The following is a 19,593-nucleotide window of genomic DNA, read 5'->3' as shown; positions in this document are numbered from 1 at the left end:
GCTACTCTTCGTATCTAGATACCTCACGGTCATAAAATTCACCCGCCTGTTCTATAAGGCTTTGTGCTTCGGACTCCAACTCCTTTTCATCTTCAGTTGAAAAATCCTCTAACCATTCTACCTCATCATTTTCCAGGTTGATAATAAACCTAGGGTACTCAGTATGTACAACAAATATAGCTGTAGGATAATCTGTATTATCACCTAACAAAAACTTTGGGAATTCCATCTTATGAATTTACTATTAACTTTTTAGTCAAATAATTAAAGCGAATATACAACATAACCGCCGATGCGCTCAACCCGGTCAACAAACCTATCCATATACCGGTACTTCCCAAATCTGTATGTAAACCTAAAAAGTAGCTTACCGGAAAACCTATGGCCCAATAGGCTATAAATGTTATGAGCGTGGGTATTTTAACGTCTTGAAGACCACGTAACGCTCCTAGAACTACCACTTGTACCCCATCGGATATTTGAAAGAACGCCGCCACCAGTAATAATTCAGCGGCCAAAACAATAACCTCTGTATTATCCGCCACGTTTAAGGCATCATCCAAATCCAGATACAAGGTAGGGAACCAGTGCCTACCTAACAGAAATAGCGCAGCAAATACAATCTCCAATAATAAGGTTAGAAAAAATATAGACTGACCAATACGCCTCAATTCCACAAAATTGCGCAGACCTTTCTGGTTTCCCACTCTGATCATAGCGGCAATACCTAGCCCCATTCCGAACATAAAGGTCATACTGCTTAAGTTTAATGCAATTTGGTTGGCCGCTTGCGCATTCTTACCTAACACACCACTAAGCCATATTGCTGCAGTGAAAATAGCTACTTCAAAAAACATTTGTAATGCCGATGGAAAACCTAAATCGATAATTTTTTTGATTACTTTTCTTTCAATATTCTTAAAATCGAATCCGGTTACGTAATCATGGAATTTCTTTTTACTTTTTAACAAATACCAAATATAGGCCACCATTAAAAAGCGGGAAACCAAAGTACCTATTGCCGCTCCTACAATGCCCATTTTAGGAAAACCAAAGGAGCCGAAAATCAGTAAATAATTAATTGTAATATTCACCACATTGGCCATAATTGTAGCGTACATGGGATATTTAGTTTGCGACAATCCTTCTGAAAACTGTTTAAACGCCTGGAATACAACCAACGGAACCAAGGAAAAAGCTACTAAATCCAGATAGGGTAAAGCCAAGGCAACCACCTCTTCCGATTGCCGCATAGAATACATTAATGGTTTGGCCAGTAATATGACCCCAAACAGCATCAAACTTAAAACGGTGCACAACACCAGACCATGTTTTAGGGCACTTTTGGCATCGGACTTGTTTCCGGCACCATCCGCCTCCGCAACCAAAGGTGTTATTGCGGTTGAAAATCCTATACCCAATGACATGGCTATAAAAACAAAACTGTTACCCAATGAAACTGCCGCCAACTCTGCCGTTCCTAGTTGACCTACCATAATATTATCGGCCAACTGAACAAATGTATGCCCCAACATCCCTAATATTACAGGTACTGAGAGCTGAATGTTATATTTGAATTCTTTAGTGTATTGCTGAAACAAAACTGAATGTATTTTATAGGTAAGGATTTAATTTATCTTACCTAATTAAGTGACTTTGTTTTTGGAAAGTTTATTCGGATAGCTTGGCTTCGTCCCAAAAAACATCCATTTCCGCTAAGGTCATTTCCTTTAGTTCCTTTCCCATTTCCTTAGCTTTGGACTCCAGATATTGAAAGCGACCTATAAATTTTTTATTAGTCCGTTCCAATGCATTTTCCGGGCTTATCTTTAAAAACCGTGCGTAATTCACCATGGCGAACATGACATCGCCAAACTCGGCTTCCATCTTATCTTGATTCTTTAATTTTACCTCTTCCCGTAACTCGGCAAGTTCTTCCTGTACTTTCTCCCAAACCTGTTCCGGCTTTTCCCAGTCAAAACCAACACCTGCCACTTTTTCTTGAATACGACTTGCTTTAACCAAGGCCGGCAAACCTTTGGGCACGCCTTCCAAGACACTCTTTTTGCCCTTTCCCTCTTTAAGTTTTATGCTTTCCCAGTTCCGTTTTACATCTTCCTCATTGGTAACCTTTACATCACCATAAATATGGGGGTGCCTGTTAATGAGCTTTTCGCATATTTCGTTACAAACATCGGCTATATCAAAGTCATTGGTCTCACTTCCAATTTTTGAATAAAAAACAATGTGCAATAATACATCGCCAAGTTCTTTTTTAACCTCTTCCAAATCATCTTCAAGAATAGCATCGCCAAGTTCATAGGTCTCTTCAATAGTTAAATGACGTAAGGTTTGCATGGTCTGTTTCTTATCCCACGGACACTGCTCACGTAGTTCATCCATTATGGTCAACAAACGATCAAACGCTTCCAATTTCTGCTGTCTTGTATTCATGGCTGAAAATTTGCGTAAAAGTACAAAGACCCTCCCTTTAACGTGTCGAAAATTTAGAGTATTTTAGAAGTCTTTACTAAGATTTATCCCTACCCGATTATGACTAATATAAACCGAAGAAAATTTTTAAAGCAGTCCGGATTGGCCACTGCCGGAAGCTTGATATTGCCAACAATGGGCTTTTCCAAAATACCTGATGAAGCGTATGGCGTACAGCTTTATACCTTTCGTGATGAAATGGCCAAAGATGCCAAGAGAACCTTGGAACAAATTGCGGCTATCGGTATTAAAAAAATAGAATCGGCAAGAAGCAAAGAGGGACTCTATTACGGGCTTTCTCCAAAGGAAATGAAAAACACCTGTAATAGCTTGGGCATGAAACTCTGTAGTGGACACGTTGCTTTGGACAAAAATTTTGACGATACCATGCGGCAAGCTGTGGAATCAGGTCAAGAGTATGTTATTTGTTCTTCCCTACCTAGCAAAGGGCAAAATATTGATAATTACAAAAAAGTGGCCGACGCATTCAACCAAGCTGGAAAAGCCTGCAAAAAACTAGGTCTAAAATTTGGGTACCACAACCACGAGTACGAATTTGAATCCCATAAAGGCGAAGTACTCTATGATGTTCTCATGGACAACACTGATCCGGACCTTGTTCATATGGAGCTGGATTTAGGATGGGTTATTGTTGCTCAAAAAGACCCATTGCACTATTTTAAAAAGTACCCTAAACGGTTTCCGTTATGGCATTTAAAGGATATGAACATGCACGAAAAGGTAAGTACGGAATTTGGTAAAGGCGGTCTTGATATTGCCACTATGATGAAACACAAATCAAACTCCGGTGTTGAACATATTTTTATAGAGCAAGAAGAATATGCCAGCACTCCTATGAAAAGTATGAAGCATAACATGAACTTTCTAAAAACACTTTACTAATGAAAAATATATCTATACCCTTACTGTTTTCAGTGGCCGCTATACTGGCACTATCCTCCTGTAAGGGGCAGCAAAATTTATCCAAAAATATTATAGCTAAAGATGCCAAATTAACTTTGGTTTCCGATGAATATAAATTTACGGAAGGCCCGGCCGTTGATAAAAATGGTGACATCTATTTTACGGACCAGCCCAATGATCGTATCGTGAAATGGGATGCCGCAACTAATACCGTTTCCGACTACATGAAGCCCTCAGGGCGTGCCAACGGACTCTATTTTGACCATGATGGCAATCTTTTGGCAGCAGCCGATGAAAAGAACGAACTCTGGAGTATAGCCCCGGATAAAAAAGTGACTGTTCTAATTGATGACTACGAAGAAAAAAAGCTGAACGGCCCTAATGACCTATGGGTAGATTTAAATGGGGGCATTTACTTTACCGATCCATTTTATAAAAGATCTTGGTGGAAACACACCGAGCCGGAACAATCTGCCCGGCGTGTATATTATTTACCAAAAGGGAATTCCGTTCCGCGCATTGTAGCCGATGATAATTTTGAACAACCCAACGGAATTATAGGTTCGCCGGATGGCAAAACTTTATATGTTTCCGACAACGGAGCTAAAAAAACCTACTCTTATACCATTGAAGCGAACGGAAACCTAACCAATAAAAAGTTATTTGCCGATATGGGCTCCGATGGTATGACCTTGGACAACCAAGGAAACGTTTATCTTACCGGAGACGGAGTTACCGTGTTCAACTCAAAAGGCGAACAAATAGAACATATTGATGTTCCAGAGAGCTGGACGGCCAATGTAACTTTTGGAGGTCCCGAACAAAAAACACTGTTCATTACCGCAATGGACTCTGCCTATACCTTAGAAATGAACGTAAACGGCGTACGATAGTCCCAGGTATATTATAAAAAAAAGCCATTTCACACTAGTGTGAAATGGCTTTTACAGGTAAAAATAAGTAGGGGATTTTAAACGCTAATTCCACCCGCCACCAAGAGCACGGTATACATTTACCACGGCACTCATCTGCTTTTGTTTGGTTTCAATAAGCTCTACTCTTGCTTCCAACGCGTCACGCTGGGTCATAAGTACTTCCATATAATCCGCTCTGGCAGATCTAAAAAGTCGGTTTGAGATATCTATAGATGCGGTTAGAGCATCAACCTCTTTTGACCTTAAATCATAGCTCTTTTCCAGATTATCTATTTTCGCTAATTGATTTACTACCTCAACATAAGCATTTAAAATGGTCTGTTCATAATTGTAGACCGCTTGCAACTGTTTTGCATTGGCACCTGTATATGCCGCCTTTATTGCATTTCTGTTGATGAGAGGCGCTGTTAATTCCCCAAATACAGAGTAAATCAAAGATTCAGGGCTTTCCAATAAATACTCCGTTTTAAAGGATTGAAAACCTATTCCCGCAGATATACCCAAAGAAGGATAAAATCTGGCCTTGGCCACTTTTACATCTAGTTTAGCAGCCATTAGATCCAGTTCTGCCTGTTTTATATCAGGACGATTGGCCAACAGCTGAGAAGGCAACCCAAGCTGAACCGTTTTCGGAACCAAGGTTTCAAACCCGCTGTAATTCCTTGCTATAGGTTGTGGATATCGGCCTAAAAGAAAATTGATTTCGTTTTCCTTCTGAACAATTTCCTGTTGAATCTCAAACTGAAGGCTCTTGGTATGCAAAACTTCGGCCTCAAACTTCTTAACGGCCAACTCATTTACTTTAGCGGCGGCCTTTTGAAGTTTCACAATTTCCAAAGCATTGCTCTGAATACCAATATTCTGCTTTACGATAGCCATTTGATTGTCCAAGGCCAATAATTCATAATAGGCATTAGCTATTTCGGAAATGAGATTGGTTACCATAAAATTCTTGCCTTCCACCGAAGAGAGATACCGCATGACTGCAGCTTTTTTTGCATTTCTAAGTTTATGCCACACATCTATCTCCCAATCAGCTCGCGCTTCAAGTAAGAAATCGCCCAAAGGCTCCGGAAATTCCTCTCCAGGCCTAATATCGTTATTCGCATCGCTTGCACCCTGACTTGTATACCGGCCCACTTTTTCGAGTCCGCCACCAGCTTTCAGGTCAACAAAAGGAAGGTATTCCCCTTTCTTCTCCTTCACCTCGCTTTGTGCTACTGCTATTTCCTGTAACACAATGTTGAGCTCCTGGTTGTTCTGCAATGCAACATCAATGAGGGACGTCAAATTTTCATCCTTAAAATAATCTCTCCACTTTACCGTGGCCGTATTTACCGTATCATTCATCTCCCCCGAATACTGCTCGGGAACAGAGGCATCAGCTTCACGTACCGTTTTGGTTGGCACACAAGAATGCACTACCAGTACCGCACAAATGGAGACCAGGGTCTTAATATATTTTATCATCTTTTAATTTTTTGGATTTTTCTTTCGCGATAGGATTTTCTTGAGCATTCTACGCAGCTGGCTTACCTGCTCTTGAGTAACATTTTCCTCTTCCGAAGTTCTGATCAGCCCTTCTGTAAAAGGCTCGCTGTTTTCATCTTTTATCAATGAACGACCGTCTGCCATTTTTGCAAAAACAAAATACAACCCGGGAATTACAAGAACCCCTAGAAGTGTACCCAATAGCATACCACCCATAGCCGAACCACCTATGGTACGGTTACCAATGGCACCGGCACCAGTTGCTATAACTAGTGGGATCAACCCGGCTACAAAGGCAAAAGAAGTCATTAAGATAGGCCTGAAACGCATTTTTGCACCTTCAATGGCCGCATCAAGTATTGTAGCGCCTTCACGTCTTTTCTGAACTGCGAACTCTACGATCAATACCGCATTTTTACCCAAAAGACCAACTAACATGATCAAACCAATTTGAGCGTACACATCATTTGCCAATCCCATAGCCTTCAGGAGTAGAAAAGACCCGAAAATACCAACAGGAAGCGACAAAATAACCGCCAATGGCAATAGGAAACTCTCATATTGAGCCGCTAATACCAAGTAAACGAAAATCAGTACAACTAGAAATATGTAAATTGAGCCGTTACCTCTGCCCGCTTCGTCATAGGAAAGGCCTTCCCAAGCAATATCAAAGCCATTAGGCAAACTCTCTTCCGCTACCTCGCGAATGGCCTTAATTGCATCTCCACTGGTATAGCCCGGAGCCGGCAGACCCCTTATAGCTGCGGAATTATATAGATTATAACGCGTAATTTCATTTGGACCTAAACGTTTTTCAAGTTTCATAAATGACGAATAAGGTACCATCTCCCCTTTTTCGTTCTTTACAAAAAGCTGTTCAAGATCAGATGGCATACGCCTATATTCCGGAGCGGCCTGTGTATACACTTTAAAGAAACGTCCGTACTTTATGAAACCCTGTTCATAGGTACTACCAATTAGAATATTCAGGTTTTCCATGGCTTTACCAATAGACACCCCTTTTTGCATTGCCGCCTTATTATCTACCACAAGTTCATACTGAGGGTAATTGGCCGCAAAAAAAGTAAAGAGCCCGGTAAGTTCTTCCCTTTTGCTTAGGGCATCCATAAATTCATTGTTTATTCTTTCAAACTCATGATAATCTGTATTATCCGTTTTATCCAAAAGACGCATAGAAAATCCACCAGAAGAACCAAAACCTGGTACTGCGGGCGGTTCAAAAAACTCAATAACGGCCCCGAGGTTTTTACTTTCTTCCTCAAGTTCTTCCATTACTTCATGTACCGATTCATGCCTTTCCGACCATGGTTTTAGGTTGATAAGACAGGTACCCGCATTGGAACCACGACCTTCGGTCATAATTTCGTAACCGGCCAATGATGATACGGACTCTACAGCATCCATTTCTTCGCACATTGCCTGAAGCTTATGAGCTACATCATTAGTCCGCTCCAATGTGGCCCCTGGTGGCGTTTGAATAATTGCATAAATAGTACCCTGATCTTCGTTTGGTATAAAACCTGCGGGTAAGGTTTCGTTCGTGAAAAATATACCAGCACAAAAAGCGATCAGAATTCCAAAAGTAACCACTCGCCTATTCACTATATATTTAAGTACGTTTACATATCTGCCCGTGAGTTTTTCAAACCCTCTATTGAACCAATCTATAAACCTATCAACAAGTGATTTTTTTCTTGGCACTCCGTGATTGTTCTTCAATATCATGGCACACAACACCGGAGTAAGTGTAAGCGCAACAATGGCGGATATAATAATGGAACCGGCCATGGTAATACTAAATTGGCGGTAAAATACCCCAACAGGCCCTGTCATAAAAGAAATAGGAACGAATACGGATACCATAACCATGGTAATGGCAATAATAGCTCCTCCAATTTCACCTATCACCTGTTTAACCGCTTGATACGGGTTTAGGTGCTCTTCTTCCATCTTTGCATGAACGGCCTCTACCACAACAATGGCATCATCTACCACGATACCAATTGCCAATACCAAGGCAAAGAGAGTTATTAAGTTAATTGACAGTCCAAAAAGCTGCATGATAAAGAATGCCCCGATCAAAGAAACGGGCACCGCAATGATAGGAATAAGAGTGGAACGCCAATCGCCCAAGAAAAGAAACACAACAATGGCCACTAAGATAAAAGCATCACGTAAGGTATGCACAACTTGCTCTATTGAGGCATCCAAAAAGTTAGAAACATCATAACTTATTTGATAGTCTATGCCCGGCGGCAAGTTTTCCTTTAGCTCTTTTAATTTATCCTTTACGGAATCTATTACATCACTGGCATTACTTCCAAAAGTTTGCTTGAGTACTACCGATGCCGAGGGTTTCCCGTCCAAATTAGAGTAAATATCAAAAAATTCACTCCCTAATTCTACATCCGCAATATCTTTTAAAGTAAGTATTTCACCATCTTCATTCGCCTTTATAATAATATCCTTGTACTGGTCTGCCTCATTATACCTACCCTCATAAGTGAGCACATATTCCAACGCTTGGGATTTTTTACCCGAACTACGCCCTAAACGACCGGGCCGAGCAATAACACTTTGCTCATCCATAGCCTCGAGGACATCTTCTGCGGAAATATTGTACGCCCGCATACGGTCAGGTTTTAACCAAACCCGCATGGCATACTTTCTACTACCCAATATCTTTGCACTGGCAACGCCTTTTATACGTTGAAGCTCCGGAACTATTTTGGTATACGCATAATTGTACAGGAACTTTTCATCGTTCTTTTTAGAGCTACTAAAAAGATTCACGTACATTAACATACTTGGTTGTACCGGGGTAATAATAACCCCCTCTCTTTGCACCAATGGCGGTAACAAAGGCATTACTTGATCTACACGGGTCTTTACCCTAACAACCGCTTCGTTCGGGTCGGTACCAGGCTCAAAAATGATACGTAAAGTACCTTCTCCGGCACTGGTGGCATCAGACGCAATATAACGCATGTCTTGCACGCCATTGATTGCCGTTTCAATAGGTATTAGGGTAGATTTCACCAATACATCCGCACTTGCTCCTGGGTATGCTATAAAAATATTTACCGTTGTAGGGGCAATTTGTGGAAACTGTGATATAGGTAATTGCTTAATGGACAAGAGTCCCACAAAAACAATAATTACCGAAATTACAATAGCCAGAACTGGCCGTTTTATAAATTTACTGAACATATTTTTGGTATTTAAGATTGGATATTACTCTGCATAGAGATCAAGAAGGGCCAATTGTTTCTTAGGCGCCATGAAATCTGGCTCTATGTGACTTCCTTCCTTTACCAACCGAATACCTTCCAGCAGTACTTTATCGTTTTTGGACAATCCGTCTTGCACCACAAATAAGTGTGGCAACTCGGAACCTACGGTAACTTCTTTTTGATGAACCACATTGTCTTCGTCAAGCACAAAAACGTACTTTTTGTCAAGCACTTCAAAGGTTGCTTTTTGAGGAATTATAAGTACATCTTTAAGGGACATTTTCATTAGAACATTTCCCGTTTCCCCATGGCGTAAAATACCTTTAGGATTAGGAAAGGTTGCCCTAAATGCAATATTTCCCGTCTCATTATTGAACTCTCCTTCTATAGTCTCTACTATTCCTTCTTGGTCAAACTTTTGATTATTGGCCATTAGCAGCTCTACCCCTACCTTATCATCTGAATTACCGTTAAGGGCATAGTTTAGGTATTCCGCTTCTGAGACATTAAAGTAGACCCACATTTTGCTGTTATCGGATAAGGAGGTGAGTAACTCGCCCTCATCCAAAAGGCTTCCTTCCCTTACCATAAGGTGATCAATTATTCCATCAAAAGGGGCGCGGATATCCGTAAAGCTCAAATGTGTTTCCGCCATAGCAACTTCTGCCTTAGCCTTATCGTATTTGGCCTTGCTCATAGCCAATTCATTGGGAGAAACTACGTTACTGTCCGCCAACAACTGTGTGTTGTTATACTCAATTTTAGCTACTTCGGCTTCCGCTTCAGCTCTCTGTAACTCAGACTTATAGACCTTGTCCATAATTTTGAACATGGGTTGGCCTTTCTTTACATGTTGGCCCTCATCTACAAAAATGGTTTTTAGATACCCTTTTTCCAAGGCTCGTAGTTCTATATTTCTATAGGAATGGATTTGGCAAACATAATTTTTGGTTATAACGGTATCCATTAGTATAGGATTGGTAACCAGATATTTTGCCTCTTTTTCTTTATGTTTTTTTTCGGACGAACAACTTGAATGAAACAATAGCACAGACAAGCTCATGAGCATGAAGATTCTTCTCATTACTTAAAATTTTAGTTTTGATAATGGTTTATGTTGATGTGTTTAAAACATCATTGAGGTAATTTTCTAAAGTGCCTTATTTTCCGCATGGCACTAAAAAAAAAGTTCGGCGCGTAGTATATATGCCGAACAAAACCAAGTATCACAGCTGTAGAACGCTGAACATAAGGTGAAGTGTCTTAAACGTAGACAAGTAATTAAAATGCTTGTAAAACGTAAGTTGATTTTTGATCAGGTGAAAAAAGTAGCCTGTTCCGTAAAATCTAGAAAGTAAGTTTAAGGAGTTGTATTCCTTTAATTGCTTTTCGGATAGCGTAGGCTCATTTTCCTCTTCTTCCTCTTGTTCATCCGTAATTTCAATCTTATTGGTATGTCTTTTTTCAGACGAGGAGGAACTTAATCCCGAGGGAATGAACTGCTCTAGTTCAATAGCAGCATTGTTCCTTTCCGTTTGCTGACCTACACTTACATCCGTACCAGCACCGTAAGCTGAATTTGCGGATATTTGACCACAAACGCCTAAAAGGAGTATTGAAAGAGATAAAAAATATTGTAAATACCTTTTTTTCATCTGTGAGCAAAACTAGTGTACGTCTTTAAGGTGCACAAATAGTATCTTCTTAAAAATTTGTTAACCCCTTTATTTTTTTTCATATTACTATTCCTTCCCTAATTTATCTAACAAAAGAGAAGTAAAAGGTTCGTTTTTTTTAATATCTTTCCATCAGGTCCTTTAGATTACCATCTTTTATAAAAACCATAGGCAGCATGAAAAATGTATTTGACCAAAATGATGTAAACGAAATTATTTCCCGTATCAACCAACTAAATTCAACAAGTACTAATTTATGGGGAAAGATGAATGTGGGCCAAATGTTGGCTCATTGTAATGTGGCTTATGACATGACCTATACGGACAAATACCCCAAACCTAAAGGTTTTAAGAAGTTTATGATTAAACTTTTTGCGAAAAATCTGGTTATAGGCCCTAAACCTTATAAAAGAAATATTCGTACAGCTCCAGAATTTTATATTACCGATGAGCGGGATTTTCAATTGGAAAAAGAGAGACTTATTGCACATTTAGAAAAAACACAACAACTAGGTGCCGCTCATTTTCAAAATAAAGAGTCGCATGCTTTTGGAAAACTCACCTCTCAAGAATGGAACGTCCTTTTTTATAAACATTTGGACCATCACCTTCAACAATTTAATGTCTGATTCGCTTTACCTTTATTCGTTACAGTAAATAGCAAGGCTAAAACTGCCTGTATCTTATGATTGCCCCTATATGTACTACACGGATAAAATTTTGATTTTTCATTATCTTTCCACTAATTAACTAACTCAACAACTTAACTAACTCAACTATGATTGTTTATCTCTATGAATTTATTGGAACCGCTTTACTTATTCTTATAGGTAACGGTGTTGTCGCCAATCTCGTTTTAAAAGGCACCAAAGGCCCTGACACCGGGTGGACCGGTATTTCACTAGCATGGGGTATTGCCGTTTTTATAGGTGTTTATGTAAGTGCAGATGTTAGCCACGCCCATTTAAACCCAGCTGTAACTTTGGCATTGGCCACAGCAGGCAAGTTTAGTTGGGGGTTGGTACCCGGTTATATGGTTTCCCAAATTTTGGGTGCCATGATGGGGAATTTCCTAGTTTGGCTCACTTACAAAAAACATTATGATGCCACCGAAGACCAAGGAGCTATACTGGCAACCTTTTGTACCGCCCCGGCTATTAGAAGCCCCTTTTGGAACTTTGTTACGGAAGCAATTGGAGCCTTTACCTTAGTTTTTGGTGTGTTCTTTATTGCAGGAGGCAAGTTTGGAGAGGAAGCCATTTCCTTAGGTTCCTTAGATGCCCTTCCTGTAGCTCTATTGGTAATGGGTATTGGTTTTGGGCTCGGGGGCCCAACAGGTTATGCCATAAATCCGGCACGTGATTTTGGTCCGCGTTTATTACACGCTATCTTACCCTTACAGGGTAAAGGCAGTAGTGATTGGGGCTATGCATGGGTGCCTATTGTAGGTCCATTGTTCGGTGGGTTTTTAGCAGCTCTGGTTTACCTTGCCGTATCCGTTTAAGCAACCTTTATTCTAAACTCATGAAAAAAATAAGCCTTCTATTTTCATTTTTCTTAATCGTACAAATTGGTCTTGCACAAGAGTTCATAGAAATACCCTTTGAAAAAAGTAAGACCGTAAAATGGGAAAACGAAGAAAGACAATACTTCTCGGATATTTGGAATACAGAGGTAGTTACAAATGTTTCCGTGCCCACCCTTCAAGTTTTTCAACCGGAGAAACCCAATGGCACATCGGTTATTATTGCTCCAGGTGGTGCTTTGTATGCGCATAGCATTAATAGTGAAGGGCGAAATGTAGCCAAATGGCTCGCAGATAAAGGTATAACTGCATTCGTTTTAAAATATCGTCTTGTTCCTACCGGTAAAGATGCGGTACAAGAAGTTAGTGATGACGGTAAGAACAACCCCGCCCGAATAGCAGAAAGAGTAGCTCCCGTACTACCTTTGTCCGTTGCTGATGGGCTTTCTGCAATTTCCTATGTTAGACAAAACGCAGAAAAATATCAATTGGATCCAAATAAAATAGGGTTCATGGGATTTTCTGCTGGAGGAGCCGTAACCATGGGCGTAGCTTACAATTATACAGAAGCTAATCGGCCAAATTTTATAGTTCCCGTCTATGCATGGACGAGTGCTTACCCCGTTCAGGAAGCTCCCGAGAACGCTCCGGATTTGCTTGTAATTTGCGCTAGTGACGACCCATTAGGTCTTGCTCCGGGCAGTATTGAAATTTATAATTCGTGGTTGAAAGCCGGCTACATACCAGAACTACATATGTACGCCAAAGGAGGACATGGTTTTGGAATGAAAAAACAAAGCCTACCATCCGATAATTGGATTCAACGCTTTTATGATTGGTCCGTTGCACAAGGAATTACTAAAACATCTAAATCAAAATAAATGAGGTTTTCCCTAATCTTACTATTGCTCACGGGTTTCAGTTTACATGCGCAAAGCGTCTTTAAAAAAGAAGTAGAAACCATTGTTCAAAAGAACGATTCATTGTACAACCCTTCACTGGAGAGTATTGTTTTTACAGGAAGCTCAAGCATACGCGTATGGAAAGATTTACAAGAAAGGTTTCCTGATTACCAAGTCCTTAACTCTGGATTTGGAGGCTCACAAGCAGTAGACCTTCTTGAATTCACCAATGATCTTATTCTAAAATACAAACCTAAAAAGGTCTTTATTTATGAAGGTGACAACGATATTCAGAGCAAAAAGAGACCCAAAGAAATTATTAATACCCTAGCAGAAATACAGCGTATTATTTTTACGGAAAGTCCGCAAACACAGATTGTATTCATTTCTGCCAAACCAAGTATTTCCAGATGGAAACTGAGAAGGAAATACAAAAGGCTCAACCGGAAAATGGAAAAAATGACGCATACTGATAATAGACTACAATATGTAGATGTTTGGAACCCTATGCTTAATGGAAGAAAAGTAAAACAAGATATCTTTGTATCTGACGGCCTGCACATGAACTCCAAAGGATATGAAATTTGGTATACCGTCTTAAAAGATTATGTAAACTAGGCATAAAAGAGTCCACTCCAAAAAAAATAAAGATGAAATCTAACTTGATCAGCGCGTTATTTATCAGTTGCATATTTGTTGTCCTTTGTTCTTGTGAACCCGAGAAAAAGAAACGTGTGCTGAACCTCCCACAGACCAATCTGGCCATGGAAAACATGATTCCGTTGCCAATGAAGATCATACCTACCAATTCCGGTTTTGCCTTGGATAAATTCACGGCTATCTATACCTCTGAAAATGCAGATGGATTTCCTGAAGTGGGAAAATTTCTATCGGAAAAAATCCATGCTAAGACCGCTTTGGATATTTCCGTGAACGTTCAAGAAACTCCGAGCAGGGAGGGCGTAATCTATATAAACCAATCTGATAGTATTGAGTTAAATACTCCTGAGTCATATCAGCTTTACATTACTAAAGATTCTATTATTCTAAACTCAAATACGGCTGCCGGTGCTTTTAGAGGAGTACAAACAATTAGACAAATCATTCCGGAAACACCACTTGACTCCGTTGCTCCTTATGAAGTATGGAATATTCCTACCGGGAAAATTATAGACAACCCTGTTTTTGAATACCGCGGAAGCATGTTAGATGTAGCCCGTCATTTTTTTAGTGTTGAAGATGTAAAGAAGTATATAGACCTCTTGGCGTATTACAAATACAACGTTTTACACTTGCACCTATCGGACGATCAAGGATGGCGAATAGAAATAAAATCTTGGCCAAAACTTACGGAAGTTGGCGGTAGTACTGAAGTTGGCGGCAAATCAGGTGGCTTTTACACACAAGAAGAATATGAAAATATCGTAAACTACGCTGCGGAGCGCCATATGATTATAGTACCTGAAATTGATATGCCCGGGCATACCAATGCGGCATCTGTTTCTTACCCCTTTTTAAACGGAAATGGTAAGGAAGTAAAACTATATACGGGCATGCGAGTTGGTTTTAGCACTTTTGATACTCGAAAAGACACTACATATGCCTTTATAGATGATGTGGTTAGAGAGCTATCTGCTATTACTCCCGGCCCCTACTTTCATATTGGTGGAGACGAAAGCCATGTTACCAAGAAGAAAGACTATATCTACTTTGTTGAAAAGGTTGAAAAAATAGTTCAGAAATATGGAAAACGTATGATAGGCTGGGATGAAATTGCCACTGCAGATATAGATTCCACTTCGGTTTCTCAGTTTTGGTCGAGTAAAGAGAATGCAGATTTGGCCGTAAAAAAGAACATGAAAATTATCATGTCTCCTGCTAAAAAAGCATACTTGGATATGGAATATGATACCCTGTCCAAACACGGATTACACTGGGCCGGTTATATTCCAACGGACACTGCTTATGTCTGGTCTCCAGAAACTTATGAAGGCATTCCATTAGAAAACATCTTGGGTATTGAAGCTCCACTATGGTCCGAAACCATAAGTAATATTGATGAACTGGAATACCTTGCTTTTCCCCGAGCCATTGGTTATGCAGAACTAAATTGGTCAACTCCCGAAAACAGAAATTGGGAAAAGTATAAGCTTCGGTTAGCCAATCAAGCTCCATTCTTAGACCGGATGAACGTAAAGTACTACCCGTCTCCTTTAATAGATTGGAAAAAAAGCAAATTCACGTATAAAACAATCGATAAAGATTAGAGGTTTTTTAAAAAATTTTGCTGTAACATAATATAGTTGAATCTTAACATTGTAGGTTTTCTTTTTCTAATCTTAAAAGAAGCGAGTGTAATAAATCAAAATTGATAGGCTTTTCTAAATAATCAAAAATATCTCCAAAAGCGGAAGCTTTAAGCCTATCTTCAGGTCTTCCTGATGAGGTAGTAATTATTATTGGCACATTAGGACAAATGCCTAGATTCTGTTTAATTTCCAGAAATTCCCAACCATCTAAAATTGGCATATTTATATCCAGTAAAATAATATTTGGACATTCATTGGTCTTTAAATAGTCTATTCCCATTTGACCATTAGTTACTATCGTTATATCATTGAAACCCAAATCGTTTAATTTAGTTTCAGAAATGAAATTTGTTACGTCGTCGTCTTCTATAATCAGAATCTTTATCATTTTCGTTGGTTATTGATTATTAAAATTGAATATTAAATTCGGTTCCTTTATTAACTTGACTTTTAACCTCTATTCTTCCTTCTTTTTCGGTTATTATAGAGTGAATAATGTAGAGGCCAATACCAAGACCTTCAACGTGAGTGTGCATTCGTTTAAATAATCCAAATATTTTGTTGGCTACAGTTTGATCAAACCCGAGACCATTGTCTTTAAAAGTGAGAAATATCTTATCATCAATCTTTTTTGTCCTTATTTTAATAATGGGTTTGCGATTGGGATGTTTGTATTTAAGAGCATTGGACATAAGGTTTTGCAAAATACTCTCCATTTGAACTGGACAATAATTTATCATAGGACAACTCGAAAAATCAGCTTCAATAATAGCTCTACTATTGATTATATCTTCTGACAAGCTTGCTTTAATCTTTGCTACAACGTCTGCAAAAACAACATTTTCATGATTTCCGTTAAAATTGGATTTTACAGCGATTACATGATTTAAGGCTCTAACTTTATCACACATAACTTTAGTCACTTTCTTCATTCTATCAACAATTGGACTTAAGTCTTCTGAGACCGGCCCTGCTTTCATAAACATTTCAAAAAGACTTTTTAAGTTTGTAAGCGGCGCCCTTAAGTCATGGGCGGCCACATAGGAAAACTCCTCTAACTCCTTATTAGACTTTTTTAGATTATCGTTTACCTTTTTTAAAGAATCCTGAGTATCTTTTAACTCATCTATTGTTCTACTTAAACTTGAAATGTCTCGAGTAGAAATCCCCAGATAATCTCCAATTTTAAAAGCCCTCACCATCCATTTATATTCTACATTATTTAAATTAAATGAAAGCTGATCGTAGCCAACAGGAATTCCAGTCTTAAATACTTCTTTGTAAGATTTGTAGCGAGTTGTTCCTGTTAAGTGAGGAAATATTTCCAGCAAATTTTTCCCAATAATGTCAGGTCTTTTAATCCCTAATGTAACTATTGAGGCATTATTAACGTCTACAAAATTCATTTGGTTATCTAGAATTACAAAGGGAGAATAGGCATTTTCAAAAAAAGCACTTTTTAATTCGCTGTTAATTTCGGCTACATCTTTCATCATATATCATTTGGTTAAAAATCACTTACTGTGCTAATTTCCAGAATTTTAACACAAATCATTAATAAAAAGAGCTATGTAGTAAGAAGCTGACGATGAATGGTAATTATCTATCGATGAAAAACCATAGACAATTTCACAATCAAGAATTGATAAAAGAATTGAAGTATCTAAGTAAGAAATGAAAAATAGCGAGGACTAAGGAATTTTGCCCATGGTAGCACCAAATATTCTTTTTGATAATTTTAATTTAGTCTAAACTTTATCATCAAGTATTTAGAAGAAGTTTAAACGTTTTTACCAGCATATTTTGTGGCTAACAACAGCTTTGTAGCTTTCCAAAATTCTATACTAGTGGGGTTTGGAGATAGCGAATTTTCTGGATTCTCAAAAAAAGTGCTGACTAATAGTTTCAAGTATTGTAAGTTACTATTCTCTGATTTAAGATGCTCAAAAGCCATAAGCCAATCATTAAATTCTCTATTATGGATTTTGTTTCCGGACAGATAGGTTACCCCTGTATGCCTGTCATCAAGCTTTATTCTCTCAAAAAGTTCTCTGATCGTGGTTTCGTCTCCTTCAATATATTGAATAAACCTTTCCTTAAAATAAAGCAAACATCCGGTGATGTTATTTTGCTTATTGAATTCCTTGGCCTTTTCCACCATTTCCTGGATTTCTTGGGGACCAAAATCAGCATTAGCAATAGAGGTATATACTAAACAGAACATGTAATTTGGTATGTGTTTGGTTGGCTTGTTACTAGCTAAGATAACGATTTAATAACGAAAAAAATATCGAAATTACTGTAATTCAATATTTTACAATTTATTCTTTCATTAAAAGAAAGATTTATCCTACTCTATAAATTTATTGACACACCGCTTATTCTAGTAACAGTGTACGAAAAACAAAACCCTCCTAAAAGGAGGGTCTTAACTAATATATAATATTCTAAAAACTAGACTCTACTCCTCTTCAGAAGCGTTTTCTTTATCTCCGGAAAAATTCGTAATACCATTCTCATGAAGAATATTGTACCATTGTATTACCTTTTTAATGTCGCTGGCATATACCCTGTCTTCATCATAGTTGGGTAAAATTTCAAAAAAATACTCTTCCAACTTTATTTTTTCCGCTTTATGGGGAACCGAGGTTTTCTCTCCTTTTTCCTTAACCTGTATCTTTAAAAATACATCTCTTAAAGGCAACTCTTCGTCTAGCGTATAAATTGCAATTTCAGAAAGGATACTAACATTACTTCGCATACCAACGGTAATACGTTTTTGATCAATAAGTGATTCAGCTACAAACCCGGTACGGGTCTGGGTTACCAATTTGTAAAGGCCCGGCTTTCCGCCAATGGATAAGATTTTATCTAAACTCATATAAAAATTTACATTTTAGGAGCGCAAATATTGCACTTTTCAACGAATTACGATACAACTTTAACGTCCTTTTTTCTGGTTCGGGAAACGCATGCGATAATCTGCTCTAATGTTTCCTTTAGAGATGTTGTTCAATCTGCCCTTAAGCATTCGCTTTTTTAATGCCGAAAGTTTGTCTGTAAACAAAACACCTTCTATATGATCGTACTCGTGTTGGATTACCCTTGCCAAGAGCCCATCATATGTATCTGTGTGTTCCTTAAAATCTTCATCTAGATAAGTAATGGTTACCGTATCTTTTCGCTTTATATCTTCGTGAACATCCGGAATACTTAGACAACCTTCGCTAAAAGCCCATTCCTCACCGGTTTCTTCTTCAATATATGCATTAATGAATACCTTCTTAAAACCGTCCAATTTCTTTTGATCTTCTTCGGATAAATCTTCATCCTTAGAAAAAGGAGTAGTGTCTACCAAAAATAAACGTATAGGCAATCCAATTTGTGGCGCCGCCAAGCCCACACCATTGGCATTATACATGGTTTCCCACATATTCTCTATTAACTCGTTCAATTTTGGATAATCATTTGGCAGGTCACTGCCCACTTTTCGTAACACTGGATCGCCATAAGCGATAATTGGTAATATCATCTAAATTTTATTTAAATAGGCTTGTAGAATAATTGTTGCGCTAATTTCATCCACCAAAGATTTATCTCTTCTTTGTTTTTTCTTTAGGCCGCTGTCTATCATAGTCTGAAAGGCCATTTTAGAGGTAAAACGTTCGTCCTGTCTTTCAACGGGTATGTGCGGAAAAACTTTTTTTAATCGATTTAAAAAAGGAACGATCAAAGCTTCTGACGCACTGGGAGTATTATCCATTTGGCGCGGCTCACCAACTATGAACTTCTCTACACTTTCCTTTTGGGTGTAATCTTTTAAAAAGTCTATTAGTTCAAAAGTACGTATGGTAGTTAAACCTGAGGCTATTAACTGAAGTTCATCCGTAATGGCAATCCCCGTTCGTTTTTTTCCGTAATCCAATGCCAACAATCTTCCCAACCCTCATTTATTTTTTGCAAAAATAACCTATAAATTGTTATAACCGTAAAATTGAAACCCTAAATCATATTTGACCCCCTATATTTGCAACTTTAAACGGATAATCCAATTTTGATTTTCTTGGAAAGTCCAACGAAAAAA

20 protein-coding genes are annotated in these 19,593 nt (G+C 38.5%); 7 read left to right on the top strand and 13 right to left on the bottom strand.

Annotated elements, in window-relative coordinates:
* Position 1: 1 nt before the first annotated feature.
* The 3 genes from KO513_RS06090 to mazG all read right to left on the bottom strand — a co-directional run bounded on the left by KO513_RS06090 (position 2) and on the right by mazG (position 2,454).
* Entirely contained in the window at positions 2 to 229 is a 228-nt protein-coding gene (locus tag KO513_RS06090) for a hypothetical protein (RefSeq protein ID WP_215441783.1), read from the bottom strand.
* Position 230: 1 nt separating this feature from the next.
* Positions 231 to 1,601 (bottom strand): MATE family efflux transporter, encoded by a 1,371-nt coding sequence (locus KO513_RS06085; RefSeq protein ID WP_215912692.1) that lies wholly within the window; start codon positions 1,599 to 1,601, stop codon positions 231 to 233.
* Between the two features lie 70 nt (positions 1,602 to 1,671).
* Positions 1,672 to 2,454, bottom strand: coding sequence for a nucleoside triphosphate pyrophosphohydrolase (mazG, locus tag KO513_RS06080; RefSeq protein WP_215912691.1), 783 nt, complete (start codon positions 2,452 to 2,454; stop codon positions 1,672 to 1,674).
* A 99-nt stretch (positions 2,455 to 2,553) separates the two neighbouring features.
* Here mazG and KO513_RS06075 point away from each other — a divergent pair, with 99 nt between their 5' ends.
* Positions 2,554 to 3,396 (top strand): sugar phosphate isomerase/epimerase family protein, encoded by an 843-nt coding sequence (locus KO513_RS06075; RefSeq protein ID WP_215912690.1) that lies wholly within the window; start codon positions 2,554 to 2,556, stop codon positions 3,394 to 3,396.
* Positions 3,396 to 4,310 carry an SMP-30/gluconolactonase/LRE family protein gene (locus tag KO513_RS06070; protein ID WP_215912689.1) on the top strand — a complete coding sequence of 305 codons (915 nt, stop codon included), beginning with the start codon at positions 3,396 to 3,398 and terminating at the stop codon, positions 4,308 to 4,310. Before KO513_RS06075 ends, KO513_RS06070 begins: the two co-directional genes overlap by 1 nt.
* 84 nt (positions 4,311 to 4,394) lie before the next feature.
* Here KO513_RS06070 and KO513_RS06065 read toward each other — a convergent pair whose 3' ends face one another.
* The 4 genes from KO513_RS06065 to KO513_RS06050 all read right to left on the bottom strand — a co-directional run bounded on the left by KO513_RS06065 (position 4,395) and on the right by KO513_RS06050 (position 10,752).
* Positions 4,395 to 5,822 carry a TolC family protein gene (locus tag KO513_RS06065; RefSeq protein WP_215912688.1) on the bottom strand — a complete coding sequence of 476 codons (1,428 nt, stop codon included), beginning with the start codon at positions 5,820 to 5,822 and terminating at the stop codon, positions 4,395 to 4,397.
* Positions 5,823 to 5,825: 3 nt separating this feature from the next.
* On the bottom strand, positions 5,826 to 9,074 hold the full coding sequence (locus KO513_RS06060) for an efflux RND transporter permease subunit (protein ID WP_215912687.1): 3,249 nt from the start codon (positions 9,072 to 9,074) through the stop codon (positions 5,826 to 5,828).
* A 24-nt stretch (positions 9,075 to 9,098) separates the two neighbouring features.
* Entirely contained in the window at positions 9,099 to 10,181 is a 1,083-nt protein-coding gene (locus KO513_RS06055; RefSeq protein ID WP_215441776.1) for an efflux RND transporter periplasmic adaptor subunit, read from the bottom strand.
* Positions 10,182 to 10,323: 142 nt separating this feature from the next.
* Positions 10,324 to 10,752, bottom strand: coding sequence for a hypothetical protein (locus tag KO513_RS06050; RefSeq protein ID WP_215912686.1), 429 nt, complete (start codon positions 10,750 to 10,752; stop codon positions 10,324 to 10,326).
* 197 nt (positions 10,753 to 10,949) lie between these two features.
* On the opposite strand from KO513_RS06050, the gene KO513_RS06045 reads away from it, so the two are divergent.
* The 5 genes from KO513_RS06045 (at position 10,950) to KO513_RS06025 (ending at position 15,467) form a co-directional block, all read left to right on the top strand.
* On the top strand, positions 10,950 to 11,402 hold the full coding sequence (locus KO513_RS06045) for a DUF1569 domain-containing protein (RefSeq protein ID WP_215912685.1): 453 nt from the start codon (positions 10,950 to 10,952) through the stop codon (positions 11,400 to 11,402).
* A 149-nt stretch (positions 11,403 to 11,551) separates the two neighbouring features.
* Positions 11,552 to 12,277, top strand: coding sequence for an MIP/aquaporin family protein (locus KO513_RS06040; protein ID WP_215912684.1), 726 nt, complete (start codon positions 11,552 to 11,554; stop codon positions 12,275 to 12,277).
* Positions 12,278 to 12,297: 20 nt separating this feature from the next.
* Positions 12,298 to 13,179, top strand: a complete 882-nt coding sequence (locus KO513_RS06035; RefSeq protein WP_215912683.1) for an alpha/beta hydrolase — start codon at positions 12,298 to 12,300, stop codon at positions 13,177 to 13,179.
* Positions 13,180 to 13,818 (top strand): GDSL-type esterase/lipase family protein, encoded by a 639-nt coding sequence (locus KO513_RS06030; protein ID WP_215912682.1) that lies wholly within the window; start codon positions 13,180 to 13,182, stop codon positions 13,816 to 13,818.
* 32 nt (positions 13,819 to 13,850) lie between these two features.
* Positions 13,851 to 15,467, top strand: coding sequence for a family 20 glycosylhydrolase (locus tag KO513_RS06025; RefSeq protein ID WP_215912681.1), 1,617 nt, complete (start codon positions 13,851 to 13,853; stop codon positions 15,465 to 15,467).
* A 43-nt stretch (positions 15,468 to 15,510) separates the two neighbouring features.
* On the opposite strand, the gene KO513_RS06020 is transcribed toward KO513_RS06025, so the two are convergent.
* From KO513_RS06020 to ruvX, 6 genes are all read right to left on the bottom strand, one after another.
* Positions 15,511 to 15,897, bottom strand: coding sequence for a response regulator (locus KO513_RS06020; protein WP_215441769.1), 387 nt, complete (start codon positions 15,895 to 15,897; stop codon positions 15,511 to 15,513).
* 19 nt (positions 15,898 to 15,916) lie between these two features.
* The gene (locus KO513_RS06015) at positions 15,917 to 17,005 is read right to left on the bottom strand and encodes a PAS domain-containing sensor histidine kinase (RefSeq protein ID WP_215912680.1); all 1,089 of its coding nucleotides are present in this window, start codon (positions 17,003 to 17,005) and stop codon (positions 15,917 to 15,919) included.
* Between the two features lie 284 nt (positions 17,006 to 17,289).
* Positions 17,290 to 17,733, bottom strand: a complete 444-nt coding sequence (locus KO513_RS06010) for a BLUF domain-containing protein (protein WP_215912679.1) — start codon at positions 17,731 to 17,733, stop codon at positions 17,290 to 17,292.
* A 237-nt stretch (positions 17,734 to 17,970) separates the two neighbouring features.
* On the bottom strand, positions 17,971 to 18,390 hold the full coding sequence (locus KO513_RS06005) for a DUF5606 family protein (RefSeq protein ID WP_215912678.1): 420 nt from the start codon (positions 18,388 to 18,390) through the stop codon (positions 17,971 to 17,973).
* 60 nt (positions 18,391 to 18,450) lie between these two features.
* Positions 18,451 to 19,041 (bottom strand): peptide deformylase, encoded by a 591-nt coding sequence (gene def, locus KO513_RS06000; RefSeq protein ID WP_215912677.1) that lies wholly within the window; start codon positions 19,039 to 19,041, stop codon positions 18,451 to 18,453.
* Positions 19,042 to 19,452 (bottom strand): Holliday junction resolvase RuvX, encoded by a 411-nt coding sequence (gene ruvX / locus KO513_RS05995; RefSeq protein WP_215441764.1) that lies wholly within the window; start codon positions 19,450 to 19,452, stop codon positions 19,042 to 19,044.
* Between the last annotated feature and the right edge of the window lie 141 nt (positions 19,453 to 19,593).

This window comes from Zobellia sp. B3R18, from assembly GCF_018860715.1.
Lineage (GTDB): Bacteria > Bacteroidota > Bacteroidia > Flavobacteriales > Flavobacteriaceae > Zobellia > Zobellia russellii.
Note: the sequence above shows the minus strand (reverse complement) of the source record. Positions and strands in the feature narration are given on the sequence as shown.